The sequence below is a fragment of the Marinimicrobium locisalis genome (genome assembly GCF_039822625.1).
Classification (GTDB): domain Bacteria; phylum Pseudomonadota; class Gammaproteobacteria; order Pseudomonadales; family Cellvibrionaceae; genus Marinimicrobium; species Marinimicrobium locisalis.
In genome coordinates this window covers 111,041-134,945 of the sequence record NZ_JBDLLG010000002.1, presented here as the reverse complement: position 1 = coordinate 134,945, position 23,905 = coordinate 111,041, and the positions used below count along the sequence as shown (strand labels likewise).

Sequence of the window (23,905 nt, the reverse complement as noted above, 5' to 3'; positions counted from 1 at the left end):
GCTCCTGAGGGTGGCCTCATAACAGCGGCTCGTTCCCTAAGAACCTTGAGAATTTATTAGGCTAATGCTCTTTAGTTAAGCAGCAAAATGGAGCGGGCGCCACGCTTTAGGGCGTCAAAACGTACAATGCCGCCCGAAGGCGGCATTGCAAGGGTCGTTGGTAAAAGAAGGGGGTCGAGCGCACGCTGGAGGGGTCAGTGCCCCTCGGCTTCCTCTTCGGCGGGCAGCGTGGCCAGGTACGCCACAATATCGCGAATCTGGCTGCGCTCCAGCAGCATACCCATGGGAGGCATGCCGGAACCGGAATACTCGGTTTTGACCACCTCCGAGCGAGGCACTTCCACGGTGTTGTCGCCGTCGACTATGGTCATGGTCTCCTCGGTCTCCGCCTCAAAGAAGCCACTGACCGTTTCCCCGTCCTTCAGCGTCACCGACACCCGACCATGGCCCGGCGGCACCCGGGCGCCCGGCTCTACGAGCGACTCAAGCAGTTGAGTGCGGGTCAGGGTTTCACCGATGCGGGTCAGCACCGGCCCCACCCGGGCGCCCCGGTGGCCCACCATGTGGCAACGAATACACTGGGCCTGATTGCTGTAGCGAAACAGGTTCTTGCCTTGCTCCGGGTCGCCGCCTTCGAGCGCCTCCCGGTAGACCTGCATCGGCTGGTTGCGGTTCTTATCCGCCTCATAGGCTTCCAGTTCGGCCAAAAGCTCTGAGTTCCCGGTCGCCTCCACCGCCTCAATCACATCGAGCTGAACCGCTCCGGGCAGTGTTCCCTCGCGCAAGGCTTGAAGGGATTCGGCCAGGAGCGCATGAGCGCTGGCATCATCGATGTTTGCCAATGACCGATAGGCCGCCTGCTGCTCGTCGACGGAGCCATTAACCAACAATAGGCGGTGCATTTCCACCACCTCGTCGGTGGGCAAATCGAGTTCAGGTAACAGGGCCAGGGCGGACATGCGCACTTCGGCGTCCCGATCATTGGTGGCGGTCAGTGCCGCCTGGCCCATTTGCTCATACTCCAGCTCGAACAACGCTTGGAGCGCCGCCGAGCGCACCTGAGCACTGGCATCATTTTGCAGCGCCTCCACGAGGGCCGGCATGTCGTCCTTGATGGAGAGCGCCGCCAGAGCGCTAACCGTGGAGGCTCGCACATCGGCGCTGGGGTCTTCCAACAAGCCGGTGGCTTGCGCACTCAGCGGGCCGGCCGCCTGCGTCAGCGGGTGATTGACGACCCCTCGCTCCCGGCCGGTTACCCGGTCGAACCGGGAGGAGGCCGGCCAGGTGGCGAGGGTATCGAGCGCCTCGGCCCGCAGGGCGCCGGCAATGTCCGAACGCTGGGCAAAACTTAACAACCGTTCCACCGCTTTTTCCCCCCCCACATAGAGGTTGGCATTAATAGTGCGGCGCAACAGTGGTTCGTTGGTGAAGCTCGTGGTTTCCAGCAATTGGGCCAGCGCTGGCAGGGCGTCCTCCACGAATTGATCGTCACTGATGCCCCGCGCGGCATTGGTCACGATAAATTCACTCTCATCATCAAGGAAGCGGGTCAATTCAGCACTGCCCAACCGCTTGAGCGCGACCACGGCGGCCACTCGCACCGCCTCCGATGCGTGGCTTTCGAGTTCACCCAGCGCGGCCTCGTCGCCCATCCGAGCCAGGGCAATGGCGCCCCCGTGGCGCAGGTAAACGTCCTTATCGGCATTCGCCTCCAGCATCTCAACCAACGCTGGCATGGCGCTGGGGTCGCCGATTCGACCCAGTGCCTGGGCGGCAAAGAAGCGGGCGCGGGCGCTGTCATCCGATAGCAGCGGCGTAAGGTCATCGCGGGCTTCGGCGTAGCGCACGTCCCCCAGTACCTTGGCCACCTGGGCGCGAATTTCGGGGTCGGTGTCTTCCAGCAGCGGCAGAAGCACCGCCGGGCGAGTGGTGTTTGCGCGCATTAGCTGACCCAAACCCCAGATCGCATGAATACGTGCCAGTTGGTGTTCGCTTCCGGTGGCAACCTCCAGGAGGGTGGTCTCGTCCTCGCGGGCGACGAGGTTCAGCTGCGCCCGCTGGCGCACCCGCATATCCGGGTGGCTCAAGTGCTCGCGCAGCTCGGCTTCGCTCTTATCGGTAAAATCCGCCCGCAACAGGCTTTCGGTATTCGCCCGTTGGTCGTCATCCACACCCTCAGTCGCGTCCAGTTTCCAAATGCGTCCTTTACCGTTCGTTCCCCAGCCCTCAATCCAGTCGCTCATGTAAAGCGCACCGTTGGGCCCGAAATCCAATCCGGTGGCCTGCACACCGCGGAAGATGTTCTGGTCGCTTTCCAGCTCAAAGCCCGCGCCCTTGGGCTTTAGGGTAAACGCATTGATACCCGAACGGGCGGCGGAGCCGACAAATTCCACCACGAAGAAATGGTTTCGCCACTTTTCGCTCAATGCCGTGCCGGGGTTGTAGACCATGCCCGTCGGGCCGGCGTGGTAGGGGGCCACCGGCGGCAGAAGGTGGGCGGCCTGGTCTTCAAAGCGAGGCTTGAAGTAGGACTCATCCATCCAGACTTTGTAGCGGTTATTCTTCGGGTCTTTGTACTTACCCAGCTGCCAGTTGATACGCCAGCCCGAATCGGACCCGTCCACCAGGTAGACCACCCGCTCATACTCGCCCTCGTGGTCGCCGTCGTTGTCCACGGTAATCAGGTTGCCGTACTGGTCGAAGGTGAACTCGTGGGTATTGCGCACGCCTCGGGCAAACACCTCGAAGTGGCTGCCGTCGGGCTCGCTACGCACGATCATGCCCTGGTTGGGATAGGCGTATTCGTTGCCTTCCACGTCGGTGATATGCGCACCGATGTCGCCGATGCCGTAGTAAATTCGCCCGTCCGGGCCCAGGGTAACCCCCGACATGCCGTGGCCGCTGAAGCCGATATGCACAGCGAAACCTTCGGCGATGGAGGTTTTGGTATCCGCCTGCAAATCTCCGTCGGTGTCTTTCACCCGCCAGGCATTGGGGGCGACCCCCAGAAACAGTTCGTCCAGTTCGTTATGGTAGTAGATGCCACCCAGCACGTCGGTGACCTCGGTGTGGAAGTCCTTCAGAAAGCGTCGACTTTGGTTGGCCTGGCCGTTGCCGCTGGTGTCTTCGAGCAGTACGACTTCTTCTTTCACCACCGCCAAGTCACGCCAGTCGCGGGAGCCGTCCTCATTGCGGTCCTTCAGCCACTCGTTTTCAGCGCTGTTTTCGGGAGCCAGTTCCTGGCGCAAAAAGTCGCGCCGATCTCCCACGGTCTCGAACCCCACGGAGGGAAATTCCCAGTCCGGGTAGCCGCGAATATCGAATTCGGAGTTATTGCTGCGGTTGGTGATGGCCGCCCAGAGGCGGCCCTGATAGTCGACGCTAATGGCCACCGGGTCCGCCAGAAGCTTTTCCGGAGCCCAGAGGTTCACGCTCAGACCCTCGGCGGGCTTAAGGTTCAGTTGGCCGACGATGCGCTCGGCCGCGGACTGCACTTCGGCATCGCTCAATGCCACGACGGCGGCATCGGTCTCGCTCAGGGGCGCCACGGCATTGTCGGGGGCCTCGGGGGAAGAAGCGGCGGAGGGTGCTGGGTCGGCGCTCTTTTCGGGCTCGGGCGTCTCGGGCGCGCAGGCCGCGAGCAGGAGGGTGAGGGAAGCCGCCACCAGGGGGCGACCAATGGTTTGGGCTCGTAATTTCATGGCCTTCTCACATCGTTATGCTTGTCATTGCGGCGTTTCGCACGAGTGAGTATAGGCGAGCTGGCGTCAGATTCCTACGATTTATATGTTAAAAAACGTTCAGCAGCGGTACCGTCCGAGGGCGCAGTCGGGAGTCAAGGGCGCACCGCACTGAGAAAAAACTCCCGGTTGCCGTCCCCACCCTTGATGGGGCTGTCAAAGTAATCCCGCACCTCGAACCCAAGGGACTCGCAGCAAGCACGAAGGCGGGCTTCCACCTCCCCATACAGCCGTGGGTCCCGGACGATACCGCCTTTGCCGATGCCCTCCCGGCCCACTTCAAACTGGGGCTTGACCAGGCTCAACAGTTGAGCGCCGGGCTTCATCACCGCCGGCAGGCCGGGCAAAATCAGGGTTTGAGAAATAAACGAAACGTCCATCACCACCCGGTCGAAGCCGCCGGAAGCTTCTCCCAGCAACGCGTCCGCTGGCAAGGCACGGGCGTTAATGCCTTCGAGGCACACCACCCGTGGGTCCCGGCGCAGCGCGGGTATGAGTTGCTCGCGCCCCACATCCACGCCCACCACTTTGGCCGCGCCGGCCTGCAACGCGCAATCGGTAAAGCCACCGGTGGACTGGCCCACATCGAGCACCACTTGATCCGCCATGGATACCCCAGTGCGTTCGAGCGCCCCCCAGAGTTTGAGCCCCCCGCGAGAGGCGTAACGCTCCTCCTCTCCCGGCTGAGCCCGAAGCTCGGCCTCTTCCGGGATTTTCAGCCCCGGTTTGCGCACCACCTGCCAAGCACCCGAGAGCCGGGCGCTGACCCGACCGGCGTCGATCAACCGCTGCGCCTGAGTGCGGGTTTGCGCCAGGCCCTGAGCCACCAGTACTTTGTCTAATCGTTCCAACGGTAGTCCTCTCGCGAGCTTTATTCAGTAGGGCGGGGCGGTGGCAGGAGATTGCCCTGGGCACGGCTCCAAAGCCAGCGCAGGCTGGCGGCGATATCGGGCCGCTCCATTTCCAGCTCCGGCGTTATCGGCCGAAAGCCGTTCTCGGTGCGTTCGGCCACCACAAAATTAAAACTATAGTAGGGCTCTTGCCCCATACGTAGGTCGGTAACGCGAACCCGGCCCTCCATCGCTTCCAGCTTGAAGAAGCCTTTGCTGAACCAAGCCATCCGCTGCACTCCCCAGTTATCCGCCAGCGCCTCACGCAGGTCGGGGTGTCGATCAAAGCGATCGAAGCTCACCGTCCTGTTGCCATCGGCCAGGGCGTAGAAACCCTCATAGTAATGTTCCGGCGTCATCACCAGGACTCGCCACAAAACAGTGTTAAAGGGGGTGGGGGAGACCAGTACCGCCTGGGCGGACCAATCCCCTTGGGCAAGTTGCTGCTCCACTCGGCTGGTAACGTAGGCTTGCGCCCCGACGCTCCATAGGAGGTAGCCGGTAGTCAGGGCCAGCGCTGCTCGGTTCACTCGCCGATGGCCCAAAAAAGCGAACGCCAGCCCGGCCAACAGAGGAAGCGTGTACAGCGGATCGATAATAAACAGACTGGCCACCCCGAAGGGGTAGTCGGTAAACGGTTGACCCAATTGGGTACCGTACACCGTCATGGAATCGAGCAGAACGTGGGTAATCAGAATCAGCCACAGCGCCAGCCACCACCGTCGAAACCCACCGGCGGGGGACCAGCGCGTCACCAGCCAGGCGAATATCGGGGAAAGCAGAGAGAGATACAACAGCGAGTGGGTGGCACCCCGGTGGTAGGTGACGTTGCGGATCGGGTCCCCGTAGTCAATAAACGAGTCCAAATCCGGAAGGGTGCCGAAGAACGCACCCGCCAGAGCTGAACGCCATACCGGAACACGCTTGCCCATAGTAGCGACGCCCACCGACGCGCCGAGGGCCATTTGAGTGAGTGAATCCATGAGCTTTGGTCCGGTTCAGCCGAGGAAGGGAAGCCTGTGGCTCAATACGACCCACCTCCGAGGCTGGACTACACTGACAATGAGTCGTTTTTAGTTTGGGTGACGCCCATTTTTGTCCGTCCCAGCCAGAGACTTTATCCCAAGGCCATGGCAAGACAGCGCGGCGGGATAGTATCAAAGTTGGCCACAAATTGTCCCTGCCCAAGAGGCGGCTTCACCGTGATCCCGCCACGCTCGCGGAATAGGGGAGTGATCGGGTGGAAGCGCCGGGACGTTATCTGTCAGGATTGATGAACCGCAACGATTCCTTTGGAGCACACGCTGTGACCGTCCCAATAGTAAGAATTGGCTTTTTTCTTCTACTCAGTCTCCTTCCCTGGTCGGCGCTGAGCCAAACCCCCTCCCCAACGACCGACGAACCTCTGGTCGTGGGCACCAAGGTGGCGCCCCCGTTTGTGATCAAGAACGATGCCGGCGAATTTTCCGGTATCAGCATTGAGCTGTGGGAAGAGCTGGCCCGGCGGCAGAACCTCACCTATGAATTTCGGGAAGTGGAGCTCGCCGAACTGATCAGTGGGCTTGAAGACGGCACCATCGACGTGTCGGTGGCGGCACTGACCGTGACCGCCGGGCGCGAAGCAGTGGTGGACTTCACCCACCCTTTTCACACCACGGGCCTGGCGATTGCCGTTCCGCGGGTGGGCAATCCAGTCTGGATCGCCGTCAAGCGATTGTTTTCTTGGGAGTTTATGGTCGCCATCGTCGCACTGGGGGGCCTACTGCTCGCGGTGGGTTTTATCTTCTGGCTGGCCGAACGGCGCAAGAATGCCGCGATGTTCGGTGGTACTCCGGCCCAGGGCATCGGCGCCAGCTTCTGGTGGGCGGCGGTGACCATGACCACGGTCGGGTATGGGGATAAGGCGCCCATTACCCTGGCGGGCCGGCTGGTGGCCTTGGTCTGGATGTTTGCGGCCATCATCCTCATCTCCAGTTTTACCGCCGCCATCGCCACCAGTCTGACGGTTAGCCGGTTGGAAACCACTGTTCAAGGCCCCGACGACCTGCCAAATGCGCGCGTCGTGACGGTGGGCCATTCCGCCAGCGCCCACTACCTGGATGAACGGGGCATCGGTTTCAGCGCTCGAGCGGATCTGACTTCGGCATTGCAAGCGGTGGCCGACGAGGGCTTCGATGCCGTGGTCTATGACCGGCCCATTCTTCAATACCTGAGCCACCGGCAGATGCAAGGCGCCTTGCAGGTGCTGCCCAGCACCTTTGAGCGTCAGGATTACGGCATCGCGCTGCCCGAGGGCAGCGAATGGCGCGACCCGCTGAACCGCACGCTGCTGGCCATTATTGAAGAGGACACCTGGAGCGATACCCTACAACGCTACCTGGGTGAAAGCAGCCCCTGAGGAGGGGCCGATCCGAGGCGGTATTAACGATTTTCGCGCAGGTAGACCGCCTTGATATCCGTGTACTTCACGGGCTGAACCATGTAGCCGCCACTGTGGTAGCGCTTAAATTGGAGCGAGACCCTTCCGGCCTCCTCAATTTGTCCCTCTAGCTTCCGGCCGTCCTGCAGGTGCAGTTGTACATCCCGGTTGAGGTATTGACCCAGGTTCGCCATCGAAATGCGCTGAGCCCCCGGGGGCGCAGCTACCGAGGAGGAGTCGGAAGGCATACCCCCGCCCGTACTGGTTTCACCCTCGGTCGGAGCCTTATCACTTTCAAGGATCAAAGGGCCGCCTTCGCGCACTGCCAAATCCAACTGACCCACTTCTTCTTGGTTCACTGACAGCGTGGCCTGCAGCTGATACAACAACATTTCCGGGGAGGAGCGAGACAGTTCGTCCATGTTCAGCTCACCGCGCGGCTTGATGGACAGACCGATCTGATCCGGCTCCGCCAAAAAAGTGCGATAAGCTTCAGTCATGGTGGGGCCGGCCACAAAGCCGAGGCGCTGCCACATTTGCTGCCAAGCTTCCAGGTGCTGAGCAATAAAGGCCGGGCGGCTCAGGTCCGTTTCATTCCGGCAGAACTCAATCACCCGCTGGGCGTAACCCCGATCCCGGTAATCAATAGTGAGCCCAAGCAGCTCGGCGTTGGTGGCGGCCATACCGACCGCCGTGGCGTTCAGGGAGGAGGCACCCAGGGACAGCTCCATGGAGACTTTCGTGCGGTGCATATCGCGGAAGTGACTGTCGAGCGTTAGGTTCAACAGCTGGCCGCCGCCGATAAACTGGTAATCCACCCTGCCGTCCATCACCAGGCCGGAATAGCCCATCTGCACCAGCTCCGAGGTGCCGAAGCCGATGCGATCACCACAACCGGCGGCGGCAAAAGCGCCAGCCCCCATCGGGTCCATGCCCGCCTCGGTGGATAGGGGGAAGCGAACCCCTTCAAACGATACTCCCAACGTTTTGGGCAGTTGCTGATTGCGAATATCCATAGCCAGGCTATGAACCCCCAGGGGTCCGCCGGTGTGCACCGCGATCCGGTCGATATTAAGCGCGCCGCCCATGCCCGGGACCTGGACAAACAACCCTTCAATACGAACTTCGCCCCCCAAGGTAATAGTAATATCGCGGTATTCCAGGTCACCGCCCATGCTACCGACCATCATCGCCGCGGTATCCAAACGCTTGGCGATTTGCTGGGTGTAATAGTAGTGGCTGCCGAACAGCGCCACGGCGACCAGAATGATCAGTCCGATGATGACTTTTTTCATGGGTCAATCCTTCCAATTTTCGTGATTTCCCCAGATCCTACGCGATCCGGCCAAACGGCACCATAGCCAACATTGGAGAGTGTGACTCGAAACGCCCCAGGGAGCGCGAGACAAGACAGTACGCACTTCTTGCAAATGCTAACTATTATCATTAAGATTGTTGTTTTTTATGTCACCCGAAGGGTTCCCCAATGCACGCTCAACCGACCGCACGCGTCCGCTTTACCCGAAAGGGGCTCGCCATCGCCTGTATCACTATCAGCCCCCTGAGCCACGGCCAGGGCACCGAGTCGAACGCAGACACCATTGACGAAATTGTTGTCACCAGCCGCTACACCACCAACGAGCAGCTGGACACCGCCACCGGCCTGGGACTGACCCTGTACGAAACCCCCCAGTCGGTTACCGTTATGACCGCACAGCGCATCGCCGACCAGGACCTGGACTCCCTGACCGATGTGGTCAACAACGCCGCTGGCATGTCCGCCCGTGCCCAGGACAGCACCCGCCATACCTATTCCGCACGGGGCTTTGAAATCAACAACTACCAGATCGACGGCATTCCCATTTACTGGCAGCCCGGCGGCAACGCCGGTGAGACCCAGTCGGATATGAGTTTGTACGAACGGGTGGAAGTCGTGCGCGGGGCGACCGGCCTGTTGACCGGCGCCGGCAATCCCTCCGCCTCCATCAATTTGGTGCGAAAGCACGCCGAAAGCCGGGTACTGAGCGGTTCGGTGGACTTCTCCGCCGGCCGCTGGAATACCTACGGCGCCACCGCCGATGTCAGTACCCCACTGAATGACAGCGGCTCGGTTCGCGGTCGGTTTGTGGGCCACGTTGAAGAGGGCGAGTCTTTCCGGGACCTGGCCGAGGAGAGCACCCAGGTGTTTTACGGCACCCTCGATGCCGACTTGACCGATAACACCTTGCTGCGTGTGGGCGCCAGTCGCCAGGAAAACGAGCCAGAGGGGTCCACTTGGGGTGGCTTGCCCGTGTGGGACATTGATGGCAATCGCACCGAATGGGACCGTAGCCGAACCATTGGTACCGACTGGACGTCCTGGTCTTCCACCGTTGAACACTACTATTTGGATCTGATTCACGAATTCGGCGATTGGACCGCCAAGCTCAGTGTTAACAACAACCTTAATTCTTCTGACCAGTTGTTGCTATATTTTGGATATGAGGAGGAAAACGAGGGCATCTGGCTGTTTCCTTCTCCGCGCAATGCGGCCACTGAGCGAGACCAAACCAGTCTCAGCTTCCAGCTGAGCGGCGACTACAACTTATTCGGCAGAAGGCATGATCTTACCTTTGGGGTCGTTGATCACAAAGACGATAGTATCGCTTCCTCTCGCGCCCGTTCAGACGTGGCGGATATCGGCGACTTTTACGAGTGGGACGGCAGCTACCCGCAGCCCACCTGGGGCGGAAACAAAGTAGAGGTCGAGCAAACCACAGAACAGTTCGGCGTCTACGCGGCCACGCGTTTATCGATTTCGGACCCGTTTAAAATTATTCTAGGAGGACGACTCGCCGACTGGCACCAAACCGGCACTTACTACGGGTTGGACAGAGACTATGGGGACGACAATGTTTTCATCCCTTATATCGGTACACTGTATGAACTGAACAATCAGCACACCTTGTACGCCAGCTACACGGAAATTTTCCAGCCGCAGAACTACGAAGACAAAAACGGCAAGCTTCTCGATCCCGTTCGAGGGGGGAGCACCGAGGTGGGCCTAAAGAGTTTGTTCTTTAACGGAACCCTGCAGTCCACAATATCAGTGTTCAACATTATGCAAGACAACCTGGGGCAAGCTCACAAGGACGAGACGATACGCGGTAGAGAAGGCACACAAGCCTACAAAGCGGCCGACGGGCCAGAAAGCCAAGGCTTTGAGTTTGAAGTGGTGGGGGAGCTTAGCCCGAATTGGGACCTGAGCCTAAGTTATACCAGCTTCGACATAGAAGATGCCAGCGGCAACGCCGTCAACACGAATAACCCGAGCGAATTGTTCAAAGTCTTTACGACCTACTATTTCGACGGCCAGCTGGATGGCCTGACAATCGCCGGCGGCGTAAATTGGGAAGGGCGCAACTATACAGACGTCGACAAGCCCCAAACCAACACCAACAAGCCAGATGCCCGGGAGAAGGTGCGAGTGGAACAAGAAGCCTATGCTCTGGCAAGCCTGATGGTTCGGTATGAATTGACCAATCAGCTCTCGGCTCAACTGAATGTCCAGAACCTGCTGGATGAGACCTACTACAGCCAGATCGGCTTCTACCGTCAGTTGGAATACGGCGAGCCGCGCAGCTTTACCGCGTCACTGAAATACCAGTTCTAGCCGCCACGGCAACTCCCATGGGAGGCTAGACACGGGTGACCTCATCGGCCCCCGCCCGGATACACCGGCGCGGGGGCCAAGTCGTTAACACGGGTACAGATTAGTCAGGTATACGAGCCATGGGTTTACACGGTTGGCGTTTGGCCTCTCTTATCGGCGCGGCCCTGGTCGGGGGCTACGTGCTGGCCACGGCCGTGGGTTTTTTCCTAGGGAAGCTTCTGCCCCTGCCGTTAAGTGAAGCCACTCTGATCAGCCACCTCACCGGTTTTGTGTTTTACGCTGGCGCCATTCTCTGGGTATTCGCTCTGCGCCAGCCGGGCAAAGCGTGGCTATACCTGGGACTGGCCAGTGTGCTCTTTTCGGTCATCGGCCTGACATTGAGAGGGTAGCGGGATGGCATCACAACACACCACCGTTGAAGGCCTTCCCAAAGGCAGCTTTCGTCAGTCCATGGCTTGGCTGCACACCTGGGCCGGTCTCACTCTGGGGTGGCTGTTATTCTTTATGTTCGTCACCGGTACCGCTGGTTATTTCGATACTGAAATCGACCGCTGGATGCAGCCCGAACTGCCCCCCGCGCAACTGGACCACTCGGTTTACCACAGCTCTGCACTGTTGTTGGAAAAGGCGGAGACCTGGGCACCGGGCGCGGAACAGTGGTTGTTCACCTTACCGGTTGATCGAAACGAACCCTACGCTGAATTGTTCTGGCGCGGTGCCGACACCGAGGCGGGTGCCAATGCCGAACAAGGCGAGCGACGCATCGACCTCAACACCGGCGAGCCACTGAAGGCCCGCGACACCGGCGGGGGTCAAAAGCTGTATCAAATGCACTGGCTCTTGCATTACACCACTCGCGCCTACTCGGACTGGATTGTCACCACCGCCACGCTTTTTATGTTTGTGGCCCTAATTACCGGGGTCATTATCCACAAGAAAATTTTTAAAGACTTTTTTACCTTTCGACCCCGAAAGGGTCAGCGTTCCTGGCTCGACGCCCACAATGTACTCAGCGTCACAACGCTCCCGTTTCAGTTGATGATTACCTATTCGGGTTTGATCTTTATGGCGTTCTCCTACATGCCGCTGATCGTGGCCGCCCACTATGGCACCGACGGCAGCGACTTTTACGACGAGGTGTTCAGCCCCCCGGGGCTGGTCGAGCCGGCGGAAGCGCCCGCCACACTCACTCCGCTTACGCCCCTGATGGCCGAAGCCGAAAGCCGCTGGGGGGAAGGACGTCTTCGGCGTATCGACATTCGCCACCCGAGCGACAAGAACGCGCGCATCGTGCTCTCTGAAAGCATCGACGATAGCATTTCCTCCGGGGCAGGGCGGTTGGTGTTCGATGGCGTAAGCGGTGAACTGTTGCACAGCGCCCCCTCCGCCTCCTCCCCCGCAAAGGGCGTTCGCGACGCCTTCCTCGGTTTGCACGAAGGTCTGTTCGCGCCGCCCATGCTCCGTTGGCTGTACTTTATTTCCGGCCTTCTCGGCACCGGTATGGTCGGCACCGGGCTGATTCTGTGGGCCGTCAAACGCCGACAGAACGCCGAGCGCAAAGGGGGCAGCGCTCCGCGCGGCGTGCGGCTGGTAGAGAAGCTGAACATCGGAACGGTGGTGGGCCTGCCCGTCGGTGTGGCGGCCTACTTCTGGGCGAACCGCCTGTTGCCGGCCGAGCTCGCCACGCGAGCCAGCTGGGAGGCGCACGCCATGTTCCTTACTTGGTTGGCGATGTTGATACACGCCGCCGTTCGACCACGCCAAAAAGCCTGGGCCGAACAGCTGACTGTCGCCGCACTGGCATTTTCAGCCTTGCCGATCCTGAACGCACTCACCACCGACCGACATTTAGCCCATAGCCTGGCGACGGACGATTGGGTCTTCGTCGGTTTTGATTTAACCGTATTGGCCATTGGCGTGGCCCTCGGCGCGGCCGCGTGGCGTGCCCATGTCGCTCTGGGAGAAACCTCATGACCCAAACCGCCCTCCCGTTAGTCGCTCTGTGCCTCCTGGCACTGGCCGCCTTCGCCAGCCTGTGCCTGGCGACGCCGCGCCACATGCACCAACTCAAGGCATCGAAACCCCAGCGCTGGCGAACACCACTTCGCGCCGGCGGATGGGGACTATTGACGCTCTCGCTAATTGTCGCGGTTGTAGAGCGCGGCTGGGGTTTGGGCTTGGTGGAGTGGTTCGGCGCTCTAACCCTGGCGGCGGTGACCGTGGTGCTCGTGGCAACTTATCGGCCGGCCTGGTTGAAGGCGCTCATCGGGGCGGGGGGGCTGCTGGGGTTGGGGGCGCTAAGCGGCGTGATGTTTGTTTGAAGCCTGAGGGCGCCTTCCGAACTCCCACAACGGTCCCACCGTCATGGGAGTGGCGGCAACGTGTCACCCCATTACAACTCTGACAGCTGTTCAACCACCGCATCTTGATCGCTGAAGTCCGTCACCCGCGCTTGTACTTTTCCGTCCTTGACGCTGATAATTGTTGGCAATGTCCTGACATTGAAGGCTGAAAACAGCACCCCGCCGGTATCAACACGAAAGGGCAATTTGAGTTCATACAACTGTGTGAACTCCGACAGAGCCTTCTCATCAGTCCACAGGTGGTTCGCCACTCCTTGCCAGTTCCTGTCGGAAAGCCGCTTTTGCAACGAATTCAATTCACTCTGGACGCGCTGACACTTTTGGGCCATTTCCGGGCGGGAGTCCTCCAGGTACCAGCCACACCAGGTGGCGGTAAAAAATAGAAGATGCTCTCCCTCCATCCAGGGCTCAAGTAACGCTTTTCTTTGCGCTTCATCGAGCGCGTCAGTGCCGGCACTCTCCAACGTCTGTCCGCTGGCCAACATTTTCAGAAAACGCTCAAGATTATCGTCGGAGTCATGGGCAGTGTAAACGACGTTGCCATCGGTGTTGATCAGCACACTGTATGGGGTACCAACCAAACCCAACGCCTCGGCCAACTTCCCCTCCCGGTCCAGCCAGACCGGCATACTCAAATCGTGCCGCTCAATGGCTTTTTGAATATGATCGCGATTCTCGTTGATGTTGATATTGACCGCGACCACGTTCACCTGCTTCGAGAATTGCTGGTGCAACGCTTCAAAATGGGGCATCTGCTCCATACACGGCTTGCACCAAGTCGCCCACAGCTTGACGTAAGTCGGCTTGGTCGCATCCAGACTGCCCACCGTTACGCGGTTGCCCGTCTTGAAATCCGTCAGCTTAATGTCCGCGAATTCGGACTTTTCGGCCTGTACGGAAAAGCTGGCCAGAACCACCAAGGCGACACACCACTGTTTCAACATATTCGCTCCCTACCGTTTCAATTAAACATCGTTCTCGTGGGGAAGCTTTCACTCAATAACTCTCAGGCGCTTCCGTCACTCATCAAGGTAGTGGAGAATAACGCATAATGGCATAATAAAAAGGGACAATAATCGTTAAAGTAGGTAGGACATGATATGGGCTACAAGGAGATCTATGAGCGTTATACCCAGAGCATCTTATCTGGAAGCCTTAGCCCCGGAGAAAGGGTTCCCTCTATCCGCCTTCTGGCAGCGGACCTGGGCGTCGCCAAAAAGACCGTCGAGTCCGCCTATGACCTTCTGGTGGGAGAGGGCTACCTGGTCAGCCGCGGCGCGAAAGGCACGGTGGTTAACCCTGGTTTGCACATTCAGGCACCAACCCGGCAAGAGGGGCCTGCCCACTCACAAGAGACGCCGTTAACACACTCCACCGAGACGGGGCAAAGCGGAGGGTATCTTCGTCTGGGCATCCCCTCTCTCGATGCCTTTCCTTACAGGAAGTGGTTGTCCCTTTCCGGCAAGGCGGTTCGTTCAATGCGACCGGAGGAAATGCTCTCGCCTCCCGTGGCGGGCTACGCCCCGCTGAGAGAAGCCATCGCGAATTACGTCAACTTATCCCGCGGACTCAAGTGCAGCGCCGATCAAGTGTTCATTACCAGTGGCTACAAACACAGCCTCGCCCTGACACTTCAGGCCATAACGACGGAGACAGACACGGTATTATTCGAAGAACCGGGGTATTTTCTCGGCCGAAAACTGCTCAGCCGCTTGGCCCCCAACTTGGCCTACGTCCCCGTCGATGCACAAGGTATGGACGTGGACTATTTGGCGCGCCATCACCCCGATGCCAAGCTGGTGATCACCACACCCGCCCATCAGAGCCCGCTGGCGGTCACTCTTTCTCTACCTCGGCGCAGTCAGCTTTTGCAGTGGGCGCGGACCTCCAGCGGCTGGATTCTGGAAGACGACTATGACGGCGAATTTCACTATACCCGGAAGGTTATTCCGTCGCTTAAAAGTCTGGATAAAGAGGATAGAGTGATTTATGTGGGGACTTTCAGCAAAACCGTCATGCCTTCAATCCGCGTAAGCTATCTGGTAGTGCCCAGAGCACTGATATCCACATTCCAGGCAGTGGCTGATGTGGTAGCAACCGGTCTTGCACTCTTACCACAGAAAACGCTGTCGCTATTTCTGGCCGAGGGACAGTTCTTCAAGCACCTGAAGAAAATGCGCTCGCTGTATCAAGCCAGAAGAGAAATGGTTTGCACTGCCCTGCGGACCGTTTATCCCAACCTCTTTGAGGTCGAAATGACCGACGGGGGAATGCATATTGTCGCCTTCCTGAAAACAGGCACTCAAGACGAGGCGCTCGCCTCACTCTGGCAGGTGTATGATCTACGGGTAGCGCCTCTGTCCCTGTGGTATGCCCAAGCGCCAAGGCGCTACGGACTGGTCATTGGTTATACCAACGTCCCCTCCTTGGAGGAAGCTTTGCGCCTATTCAGGTTGCCATACAAAGAGACCGTGGCGTTGCTTGCTATGACGCAGACGCAATGAGCAAGCCAATGAGGCCCGCGCCCAGCGCATAAAACACCATTGGCCCCAAAGTCAGGCGAATAATTTGCCCCTCCTTACCCGCCAGGTTCACCACTGCGGCGGCGGCCACCACGTTCATTACGCAAATCATATTACCCGCATTGGAGCCTAACATTTGCAAAGCCAAAATTAACCGGGGGGAGTAACCAGCGGCCAGCGCCGCTTCCTGTTGTAGGCCGGCGAACATCATGTTGGAGAAAGTGGCCGAGCCGGCCACAAAACTCCCCAAGGCACCAATGAACGGAGCGGTCAGCGGCCAGACAGGCGCCAGCTGGGCCACCGCCAGATGCGCCAGTTCGGTCGGCATGGAGGCAAGACCGCTGGTGTTCACTCCAGAGTTGAGGAAGATGCGCACCATCGGTACAGACGTGCCCAGGGCTATGGCGGCCGGAACCAGGCTGCCGGCGGTTTGCCGGGCCGCTCGAGCGGCGGTGGCCACGGGCAAGCGGTGCAGCACCAGGGTGATTAGAGCCGTGGCGGCAAAGACGGCGCCGGGAAGGTAAAAAGGCGCCAGACTGGCTGAGATATCGGTCCCCAATAGCTCTGGCCAATCCATGGTGATGCCTTGCAGCCAAGCCTTGAACGGTAGGCTGTTTAGGCGAGTCAGTATTAGCAGCCCCGCGGCAACCAGGTAGGGGGACCACGCCAGCCATAAGGGCATGGGGCGCGCGTCGGCGCTTGGGACGTCGGTTGCCGGATCCGGGTCGTCGGGCAGGCGCCAGGGGGTGGCGGGCAATAACCAGCCCCGGCGGGCGGCGCTTACCACCAGCGCCAACCCTGCCAGGCTGCCGATGATGGAGGGGAATTCCGGGCCCAGCAAGTGCGCCACACCCCAGGCGGGCAGGGTATAAGCCAAACCGGCAAAGAGCGCGAAGGGCCACAGTGCCAAGCCCTCGCGCCAGCGCCGGGTGGCGCCAAAATAACGGGTCAGCAGAGCCACCATGATCAGAGGGAGAAAACTGGCCACCAGAACGTCGATGCCAGCGGCCGTGGCGCCGATGGCTCGCAACGCCGCGCCGTCCAGTTCGGGCACGCCCTGGGCAATGCCCACCAACAGCGGCGTGCCCACGGCCCCAAAGGACACCGGCGCGCTGTCGGCAATCAGCGCCAGCGTCACCGCCGCCATGGCCGGAAACCCCAGCGCCACCAATAAGGGCGCGCCTATGGCGGCCGGAGTGCCAAAACCACTCGCGCCCTCCAGGAAAGCACCAAACAACCAGGCGATAATAATAACCTGCACGCGCCGGTCCGGCGAAACGTGAAAAAACCCGGTCCGGATAGCATCCAGCGCACCGCCGGCTTTCAGAGTATTAAGCAGAAAAATGGCGCCAAAGACGATGATCAAGATGGAGCTGGCAATCACCCAGCCTTCCAGTATGGAGGCGGCGATCTGTCTGGCGGGAACTTGCCACACCAAGGCAGCCAGGGTCCCGGCAATCAGCAAGCTCAAAGGCATGGCGCGGCTGGCGGGCAGGCGCAGCACCACCAACAACAGAAAAACCGCCAATACCGGCATCAATGCCGTCAACAATTGCCAGACATTCATGGAGCGCGCTCGTGCTGCGATGGTCCCTGCATTTTACGCAGGCTTTAATTCGGTGTCACCGGACGCTTGGCGGATGATCGGTCAAACACCGACACATGAGTTCATGTTGCCCCGGCAGGTTGGCGTGTCGCCCTCGGTGGGGCTGAACTTACAACCCCTGAGCACCGCGGCGCAGCCAGTTGTGTACAACCGCCAGCTTATGACGCGCATGGCTCGACAACACAAACGGGTACAGATCCGAGAAGCCCATGGAACGATTGACGTGATTGACGCCCACGGTGAGGGCGGCTGTGGTCTGAATCAACCGTTCGGCATCGGGCTCGGAATAAGGGTCCCAGCCGGGGTGCGGTATATCCGGCGATGACAGGCCGGTGGCCACGAAACTGTCGGCAATGTCTGTCAGGTGCAGCAGATGGGCGGCGGTTTCCGCCCAGTCCTCATGAGGGTGGGCGGAGGCGTAACTGGTAAGGTAATAATCTCGCCACTGTGCCGGGGGCCCATTTTCGTAGTGGTACTGAAGCGCCGCCGGATAGTTAATCCGCTCGTCTCCGAACACGGCACGAAATTCTTCCATAAAGTCATCGCGAAGGCTCAGCCGCCACCAGAGCATATGAGCAATTTCATGGCGCATGTGGCCGATCATCGTCCGATATGGCTCTTCCAACGCTTCGCGACGGGTGGCGACCAGGACCGGGTCCACTTCCGCGACGCTGATGGTCACGACGCCTTCGGCGTGTCCCATCGGAACCGGGGTCGGCCCCTCCGCCAGCAAATGAAACACGGGTCGGGCCCCGGGATCTTCCGGCCGGAACCAGTGCCAACGCCCCAGGTTATCCAGCGCCCAACGTTTAGCCGCTTCGGTCTGGGCCCAGTTGGGAATGGCATTGGGGATGGAAGGGTCAGGCGCCAGCGCCGTCATGGCGCAAGAACGGCAGAACGCCCCTTCTTCCGGCGCTATCCAGTTACAACCGATTCGTTCGCGGTTGGCACAGAACGGCGGCATTGGCAGAAAGGCCCGAGCCTGGGGGTCATAGGCGACGGGCGTGCCATCAGCCGTGGCCAGGTTATCGAACCACAGAGAGCCGGCGCCAACCGGGTTGGCGAAAACACGCATTGCGGAAGCTCCCAAAACTATGAATGTAAAGTGCCATCATGCGGCACCGACCCGCCCGTCTACAAGTGGTTAGGGAAACAAAGCGCACTTTCATTGATATTGAGCGCGACAACCTCAGTCTTACCCGAGGATTATTGGCGTCGCTTCTCAAAATGTGGCATGTGATGATCGTTTAGTCATTTTTGCTAAAAGCGGTGGCGTCCCACTCATGGACTGTCACCTCCGACGAGCCACTGGTATGAATAGGGTCGTCAAACGCGACTGTTTTCGCCGCTTCAAGGTTGTCTACCTTAATGACGTAGGCGCCCCCGCACTTGTCGGTAAACGGACCTGCCAGTTCCAGCACGCCGTCCTCTTTAAGCTGAGCCAGATACTCTTTATGTAAATCAATCACCGACGGCTCAAACTGCGGTGTGCGCATCGCTAGAACTAAATATCGCATGGAATCCTCCTGTAATTGGTCGACCGCCATCAAACGGTTCCTCTATATATTTATCCAACAAAACTAAGGCTTGGGACTATTTAGTGGGTCGAACGCTCGAATAGACACTTAGGCCAGTGACAGCAACCAGAATCACGGCCATTCCCAAGATCTGCAGAACCTCCAGGCTTTCGCCTAAAATCAAAACTCCAAATAAGGACGCGGTCACCGGCTCCACCATAGCCACAATTGACGCCACGGCGGGCGCTGTATAGTTTAGGCCCATAATGTAGAAGATAAAGGACAACCCCGCACCAATCACGCCGAGGGTGGCAAACAAGGGCCAGGCCGAAGAATTCAGCACCGCGACGATCTGCTCGGAACCGCCCGCCCAACCAAGTATGGCACTCAGTACGGCGAAGGCAATAACGAGAATGGCCTGGGGGCTGCCGTGCGGGGCGGCATACTTAAAACCGAAGATGAACACCGCATAGGATAGACCCGCCAATAGCCCCGCGCCCACACCGAAGGGCGTGACCCCGCCAGGGCTTATGTCGTAAATACCGGTAAGCAGCACCACCCCGACAATCACCATGACGATGGCTACCCACTTTATGGGAACAGGGCGTTCAAGCTTAAGGACGAAGGAAACAAGATAGACAAACACCGGCGCGCAGTACATCAATGTGGCCGCCACCGCGACACTGCCTTCCGCAATGCTGAAAAAATAAAACGAGAAGTTGCCAGCGACCCCTAGACCCGCGACCACCGACCAGAACCATAGCCGACGGCTTGCCAGCCCGCTACCACCGGGACGCAGCACCAACCATGCAACCACAAAGAGCAGTCCTATCGCACCGCGGTAGAACGCCACCACGAACGCATTCCACCCTTCGTCCATGAGAATGGCGCCGATACCCCCCGACAGACCCCAACACAGCGCCGCGATTGCTACCAATGCCGTACTCAGCTTTGCCATTGTGCCCGCGGGGGTAAGCATTATATTTTTGAGCCCTCTATAAACCGGAATCTGCCTATGGCCCGGAAGTGCACGAAGGTTATGGGTCTATACCGGTATCACCATCACTTTTGAGAACTTTGCCGACTGAGCGTATCGCGAGGGCCAGTGAACGGTAAGGAAGGTCGACGATAAACCCTACGACATCGCACCATTCATTATCACTGTCAATGTTCTTCGGCCAAATATAATGAGCCAGAATAAACCCTCCGATGCAGACCAACAGAACCGGCCAGCTGAACCCCACTGCGAGAAGATCGTACACTAAATACGAACTTGAGCAGAAAATCAGCACCGCGACAATTCCTCTTATTACGTCCATCGCTGTTTCTCCATATTACCTTGCAAAACAACATTTCACGACGGGAGGGACATTATTGCATTTGTATAGTGTGCGCTCCGGTAACGTAAGGTCATAACACGGAGTTTTCAAAAACTTGCAATAGGCCACACGTCAAACACAGGTCACTCCACCGTCACACTCTTCGCCAGGTTGCGCGGCTGGTCCACGTCGGTGCCTTTAATGATGGCGACGTAGTAGCTCAATAGCTGCAAGGGCAAGGTGTAGAGGATGGGGGCCAGCCACGGGTGGCAGTGGGGGACCTCAATGACCCGCATGTTCTCGTCGGATTCGAAGTTGGCTTCAACGTCTGCAAACACGTAGAGAATGCCGCCGCGTGCACGGACTTCCTCGACGTTGGATTTGAGTTTCTCCAGCAGCTCGTTGTTGGGGGCGACTACGATGATGGGCATCTGCGCATCAATCAGGGCCAAGGGGCCATGCTTGAGTTCGCCAGCGGCGTAGGCTTCGGCGTGGATATAGGAAATTTCCTTCAACTTGAGCGCCCCTTCCATCGCGATGGGGTACTGATCTCCCCGGCCCAGGAACAGGGAGTGGTGTTTGTCCGCAAACTCTTCGGCCAGCTCTTCGATACGCCCGGCCAGGGATAGGGACTCCTCCAGTTTGGCGGGCAGGCTTTTCAGGGCCTGAACCAACTCTGCCAATTTCCCGGTGCTCATACCATTGTGTTTGCCCAGGGACAGAACCAGCATGGCCAGGCCCACAAGTTGGGTGGTAAACGCTTTGGTGGAGGCCACGCCGATTTCCGCTCCCGCGCGAGTCATAAACGCCAGGTCGGATTCACGCACCAGCGAGGAGCCAGCCACGTTGCAGATGGTCAGGCTGCCCAGGTATCCCAGTTCCTTGGCCAAACGCAGGGCCGCGAGGGTATCGGCGGTTTCACCAGACTGGCTGATGGTGACCAGCAAGCTGTTGGGCTGCACCACGGATTTGCGGTAGCGAAACTCACTGGCGATTTCCACATTGCAGGAAACGTTGGCCAGGGATTCCATCCAATAGCGGGCGACCATGGCCGAATGATAGCTGGTGCCGCAGGCCACAATCTGTACGTGTTTTACTTTTTTCAGCAGCTCGGCGGCACCGTTGCCGAAGGTTTCATCCAACACCGAGTCGGTACCCAGGCGTCCCTCCAGGGTATTGGTGACGGCGTGGGGCTGCTCGTGGATTTCCTTTAGCATGAAATGGCGATACTGACCTTTGTCGCCGGCGTCATAGCTAATGGTGGATTCGTGCTCCTCCCGCTCGACGGGGTTACCGTCTTTGTCGAACACGCGCACGCTGGTGCGTGTGAGTTCGGCCACGTCGCCTTCTTCCAGGAAAACAAACCGGCGGGTAACCGGCAGCAGAGCCAGTTGGTCGGAGGCGACAAAGTTTTCACCAATGCCCAGGCCAATTACCAGCGGGCTGCCGGAGCGGGCCACCACCAGACGGTCGCTGTCGTTGGTATCCAGAACAACGGTGCCGTAGGCGCCGTCCAGCTTTTTCACGGTTTGTTGCACGGCGCTGAGCAGGTCGCCGCTTTCCTGGCGAGCTTTGTGTACCAGGTGGGCGATGACTTCAGTATCGGTCTGGGAGTCGAACTGGTAGCCGGCGGCTTCGAGTTCGTTTTTGAGGGCGGTGTGGTTTTCAATAATGCCGTTGTGGACGACGGCGAGTTGTTCGTTGGAGACGTGTGGGTGGGCGTTGCGCTCGCTCGGCTCGCCGTGGGTGGCCCACCGGGTGTGGGCGATGCCGGTACCGCCGGGGGTGGGGCTGGCGTCGACGGCGTCGGCCAGTTCTTTGACCTTGCCGAGGCGGCGCAGGCGCTTAAGCTCGCCGTTGTTAACGACGGCCACGCCGGCGGAGTCATACCCGCGATATTCGAGGCGACGAAGGCCTTCGACCAAGATGTCCACTACGTCCCGCTGCGCGACTGCGCCTACAATGCCACACATAACTCCATCTCCTGTTTCAATAGATTCAATTCAAAATTCTTAAGAAAACGTTGGGGAAGGAGTTGCGTCCACCCCCCCGAGACACGCGCGTAAATACATGACGTGAAGGGATTCACTAATGCCGCGATGGCATGGATGCCATAGAGCGGCCCCTGTAGGCTCGACTGCTGCTCCCTGCAGCAAACGGTCCCGTGGGTATAGACACAACTCCTTTCACGTTTCGGTGCACTTAACACTGCAGGGCAACCGCTTTTCCACGCCTTCTTTACAGGCAGTTCTTTAGCCGCAAACCGTGACGGGGATCGGGTATACCGGTCCAAGACCGTCTGCTGCAGGGAGCAGCAGTCGAGCCCCCAGGGAGGGGTTTACGGCGTGTCTTGGACCGGTATACCCGATCCCCACCCCGAAGCGAGCTGGAGGATCAACCAGCCCGAATCACCTCAACCCCCAAAGATTCCAAATGCTTCTTGGCGTCATCGGGAAATTCCGCATCCGTCACCAAGTAAGCAATCCGCTCCCAGGGTAATTCCAGATTGTGAATCTTCCGTCCAAGCTTATCCGACTCCGCCATAACCACCACCTCCCGGGCCACTTCCGCCATGACCTGACTCAAGCTATAGAGTTCATTAAAGGTCGTGGTACCGCGCTCCAAATCCAGACCGTCGGCGCCGATAAACAGCTGATCAAAGTTATAAGAACGCAAAACCTGCTCAGCCAGCTGCCCCTGAAAACCCTCGGATTGTGGGTCCCAAGTGCCGCCGGTCATCAGCAGCGTGGGCTCGTTCTCCAACTCCCGCAGAGCATTGGCAATATTAAGAGAGTTGGTCATCACCACCAGGCCCTGTTTGCGGGACAACTCCGGGAGCAAGGCCGCGGTCGTCGTGCCGCTGTCGAGAATGACCCGGTTGTGATCCAGAATCAGGTCGGCGGCGGCTCGGGCCATGCTTTGCTTTCGTTCCGAAATTTTCTCCGTGCCCGGGTCGACGATCATTTCCTTAGGCAGCGGTACGGCGCCCCCGTAACGACGCAACAGCAGGCCATTGTCCTCCAGGGCGGCTAAGTCCTTTCGCACGGTGACCTCCGAGGTTCCGAAATGCTGCGCCAGGTTCTCGACGCTGACTTCACCAGCCTCGGTGAGCATGTCGATAATGGCGCGACGGCGCTGTTGAGTGTTTCGCTTGTTCATTTTTGTGCCAATATACTTTCGATTTGAAAGCTATTGTATCGAAACGAAAGGGAAAGTAAAACGGCCTTCACACCCGTGGCTGCCTTGGTTTTGGTTATTTTGGGTCCATACTGTTTATTAAGTGGTGAAAACTTCCGGTTCAGGGTGCCCCATCCCGTGGCAACGGATCGGAGGTTTCCGTGTCCAACTTATTGAACCTGAGCTTTATAACGCGACTTTTACCCTAGAAGGAGCCCGATATGGCAATGGAACCAAAAACCATGAGCGACGTACTTGAGCTGACCCGCGAGTGGCACCGGCAGTTATCCGAGCACCTGCACCGCAGTGCCGATGAAAGCGGGTCCGAACGTAACGACATGCTGCTCGAGTATCTCTCCGAACACGAGCGAAAGCTTGCCGAGACACTGGAGTACTTCCAGAGAGATGCCGACATAGAGGCGCTGAATACTTGGTTTTACGAGTACACAGACCGGCACAAGATCATCCATCGGGATCCCCACGAGATTCCCTTCACTCGTATGAGCAATGACGAAATCACCGGGGAAATTGCCGAACTGCACAATCAGTTGGTGGATCTGTACAAACATCTGCACGAACGGGCCGAGAGTGAAACTACCCGCGAGGTCCTCCAACAGCTGCTCGATATCGAACGCAGCGAAAGCCGGCTAATAAGCGTCGGCGCCGAGCGCTCGCAGGAAATGTAACGCTGAAGAACCCA

General features: G+C 58.9%; 18 protein-coding genes. 7 read left to right on the top strand and 11 right to left on the bottom strand.

The annotated features are described in order from the left end of the window. Positions 1-194 precede the first annotated feature (194 nt). The 3 genes from AAE514_RS02335 to AAE514_RS02325 form a co-directional block, all read right to left on the bottom strand. Complete coding sequence (locus tag AAE514_RS02335) at positions 195-3,701, bottom strand: HEAT repeat domain-containing protein (RefSeq protein ID WP_347329894.1); 3,507 nt, start codon at positions 3,699-3,701, stop codon at positions 195-197. 134 nt (positions 3,702-3,835) lie between these two features. After that, a complete protein-coding gene (locus tag AAE514_RS02330; protein WP_347329893.1) occupies positions 3,836-4,591 on the bottom strand; it encodes a TlyA family RNA methyltransferase in 756 nt (251 codons plus the stop codon). Between the two features lie 20 nt (positions 4,592-4,611). Further along, entirely contained in the window at positions 4,612-5,613 is a 1,002-nt protein-coding gene (locus AAE514_RS02325) for a metal-dependent hydrolase (RefSeq protein WP_347329892.1), read from the bottom strand. A gap of 323 nt (positions 5,614-5,936) precedes the next feature. Here AAE514_RS02325 and AAE514_RS02320 point away from each other — a divergent pair, with 323 nt between their 5' ends. After that, complete coding sequence (locus tag AAE514_RS02320) at positions 5,937-7,028, top strand: transporter substrate-binding domain-containing protein (protein ID WP_347329891.1); 1,092 nt, start codon at positions 5,937-5,939, stop codon at positions 7,026-7,028. A 23-nt stretch (positions 7,029-7,051) separates the two neighbouring features. On the opposite strand, the gene AAE514_RS02315 is transcribed toward AAE514_RS02320, so the two are convergent. Beyond that, positions 7,052-8,344 (bottom strand): hypothetical protein, encoded by a 1,293-nt coding sequence (locus tag AAE514_RS02315; protein WP_347329890.1) that lies wholly within the window; start codon positions 8,342-8,344, stop codon positions 7,052-7,054. A gap of 191 nt (positions 8,345-8,535) precedes the next feature. On the opposite strand from AAE514_RS02315, the gene AAE514_RS02310 reads away from it, so the two are divergent. From AAE514_RS02310 to AAE514_RS02295, 4 genes are all read left to right on the top strand, one after another. Next, a complete protein-coding gene (locus AAE514_RS02310; RefSeq protein ID WP_347329889.1) occupies positions 8,536-10,701 on the top strand; it encodes a TonB-dependent siderophore receptor in 2,166 nt (721 codons plus the stop codon). Between the two features lie 119 nt (positions 10,702-10,820). Then, the gene (locus tag AAE514_RS02305; RefSeq protein ID WP_347329888.1) at positions 10,821-11,090 is read left to right on the top strand and encodes a hypothetical protein; all 270 of its coding nucleotides are present in this window, start codon (positions 10,821-10,823) and stop codon (positions 11,088-11,090) included. Between the two features lie 4 nt (positions 11,091-11,094). Then, positions 11,095-12,675 (top strand): PepSY-associated TM helix domain-containing protein, encoded by a 1,581-nt coding sequence (locus AAE514_RS02300; protein ID WP_347329887.1) that lies wholly within the window; start codon positions 11,095-11,097, stop codon positions 12,673-12,675. Continuing rightward, positions 12,672-13,022 carry a DUF3325 domain-containing protein gene (locus AAE514_RS02295; RefSeq protein WP_347329886.1) on the top strand — a complete coding sequence of 117 codons (351 nt, stop codon included), beginning with the start codon at positions 12,672-12,674 and terminating at the stop codon, positions 13,020-13,022. The genes AAE514_RS02300 and AAE514_RS02295 overlap by 4 nt, the downstream gene beginning before the upstream one ends. Before the next feature lie 71 nt (positions 13,023-13,093). Here AAE514_RS02295 and AAE514_RS02290 read toward each other — a convergent pair whose 3' ends face one another. Beyond that, entirely contained in the window at positions 13,094-14,008 is a 915-nt protein-coding gene (locus AAE514_RS02290; RefSeq protein WP_347329885.1) for a TlpA family protein disulfide reductase, read from the bottom strand. A gap of 156 nt (positions 14,009-14,164) precedes the next feature. Here AAE514_RS02290 and pdxR point away from each other — a divergent pair, with 156 nt between their 5' ends. Beyond that, the gene (gene pdxR / locus AAE514_RS02285; protein WP_347329884.1) at positions 14,165-15,568 is read left to right on the top strand and encodes a MocR-like pyridoxine biosynthesis transcription factor PdxR; all 1,404 of its coding nucleotides are present in this window, start codon (positions 14,165-14,167) and stop codon (positions 15,566-15,568) included. Here pdxR and AAE514_RS02280 read toward each other — a convergent pair. From AAE514_RS02280 to AAE514_RS02255, 6 genes are all read right to left on the bottom strand, one after another. Continuing rightward, a complete protein-coding gene (locus AAE514_RS02280) occupies positions 15,549-17,153 on the bottom strand; it encodes an L-lactate permease (protein WP_347329883.1) in 1,605 nt (534 codons plus the stop codon). The two genes, pdxR and AAE514_RS02280, sit on opposite strands and share 20 nt — an antisense overlap. 148 nt (positions 17,154-17,301) lie before the next feature. Next, positions 17,302-18,267, bottom strand: a complete 966-nt coding sequence (locus tag AAE514_RS02275) for a zinc-binding metallopeptidase family protein (protein ID WP_347329881.1) — start codon at positions 18,265-18,267, stop codon at positions 17,302-17,304. A gap of 172 nt (positions 18,268-18,439) precedes the next feature. Next, the gene (locus AAE514_RS02270; protein WP_347329880.1) at positions 18,440-18,709 is read right to left on the bottom strand and encodes a YciI family protein; all 270 of its coding nucleotides are present in this window, start codon (positions 18,707-18,709) and stop codon (positions 18,440-18,442) included. Between the two features lie 76 nt (positions 18,710-18,785). Further along, positions 18,786-19,667, bottom strand: coding sequence for an EamA family transporter (locus AAE514_RS02265; RefSeq protein ID WP_347329879.1), 882 nt, complete (start codon positions 19,665-19,667; stop codon positions 18,786-18,788). Between the two features lie 504 nt (positions 19,668-20,171). Continuing rightward, a complete protein-coding gene (glmS, locus tag AAE514_RS02260; protein WP_347329878.1) occupies positions 20,172-22,001 on the bottom strand; it encodes a glutamine--fructose-6-phosphate transaminase (isomerizing) in 1,830 nt (609 codons plus the stop codon). Between the two features lie 421 nt (positions 22,002-22,422). Beyond that, complete coding sequence (locus AAE514_RS02255; RefSeq protein ID WP_347329877.1) at positions 22,423-23,187, bottom strand: DeoR/GlpR family DNA-binding transcription regulator; 765 nt, start codon at positions 23,185-23,187, stop codon at positions 22,423-22,425. A gap of 239 nt (positions 23,188-23,426) precedes the next feature. Between AAE514_RS02255 and AAE514_RS02250 the strand changes: the two genes are divergently transcribed. After that, a complete protein-coding gene (locus AAE514_RS02250; protein WP_347329876.1) occupies positions 23,427-23,891 on the top strand; it encodes a hypothetical protein in 465 nt (154 codons plus the stop codon). Positions 23,892-23,905: the final 14 nt, after the last annotated feature.

Excerpts from the sequence above, each read along its gene's own strand:
- AAE514_RS02275 (WP_347329881.1), bottom strand. The coding sequence starts at position 18,267 with ATGCGTGTTTTCGCCAACCCGGTTGGCGCCGGCTCTCTGTGGTTCGAT.
- glmS (WP_347329878.1), bottom strand. The coding sequence starts at position 22,001 with ATGTGTGGCATTGTAGGCGCAGTCGCGCAGCGGGACGTAGTGGACATC.
- AAE514_RS02300 (WP_347329887.1), top strand. The coding sequence starts at position 11,095 with ATGGCATCACAACACACCACCGTTGAAGGCCTTCCCAAAGGCAGCTTT.
- pdxR (WP_347329884.1), top strand. The coding sequence starts at position 14,165 with ATGGGCTACAAGGAGATCTATGAGCGTTATACCCAGAGCATCTTATCT.
- AAE514_RS02280 (WP_347329883.1), bottom strand. The coding sequence starts at position 17,153 with ATGAATGTCTGGCAATTGTTGACGGCATTGATGCCGGTATTGGCGGTT.
- AAE514_RS02255 (WP_347329877.1), bottom strand. The coding sequence starts at position 23,187 with ATGAACAAGCGAAACACTCAACAGCGCCGTCGCGCCATTATCGACATG.
- AAE514_RS02270 (WP_347329880.1), bottom strand. The coding sequence starts at position 18,709 with ATGCGATATTTAGTTCTAGCGATGCGCACACCGCAGTTTGAGCCGTCG.
- AAE514_RS02295 (WP_347329886.1), top strand. The coding sequence starts at position 12,672 with ATGACCCAAACCGCCCTCCCGTTAGTCGCTCTGTGCCTCCTGGCACTG.
- AAE514_RS02315 (WP_347329890.1), bottom strand. The coding sequence starts at position 8,344 with ATGAAAAAAGTCATCATCGGACTGATCATTCTGGTCGCCGTGGCGCTG.
- AAE514_RS02335 (WP_347329894.1), bottom strand. The coding sequence starts at position 3,701 with ATGAAATTACGAGCCCAAACCATTGGTCGCCCCCTGGTGGCGGCTTCC.
- AAE514_RS02265 (WP_347329879.1), bottom strand. The coding sequence starts at position 19,667 with ATGGCAAAGCTGAGTACGGCATTGGTAGCAATCGCGGCGCTGTGTTGG.
- AAE514_RS02310 (WP_347329889.1), top strand. The coding sequence starts at position 8,536 with ATGCACGCTCAACCGACCGCACGCGTCCGCTTTACCCGAAAGGGGCTC.
- AAE514_RS02250 (WP_347329876.1), top strand. The coding sequence starts at position 23,427 with ATGGCAATGGAACCAAAAACCATGAGCGACGTACTTGAGCTGACCCGC.
- AAE514_RS02325 (WP_347329892.1), bottom strand. The coding sequence starts at position 5,613 with ATGGATTCACTCACTCAAATGGCCCTCGGCGCGTCGGTGGGCGTCGCT.
- AAE514_RS02290 (WP_347329885.1), bottom strand. The coding sequence starts at position 14,008 with ATGTTGAAACAGTGGTGTGTCGCCTTGGTGGTTCTGGCCAGCTTTTCC.
- AAE514_RS02305 (WP_347329888.1), top strand. The coding sequence starts at position 10,821 with ATGGGTTTACACGGTTGGCGTTTGGCCTCTCTTATCGGCGCGGCCCTG.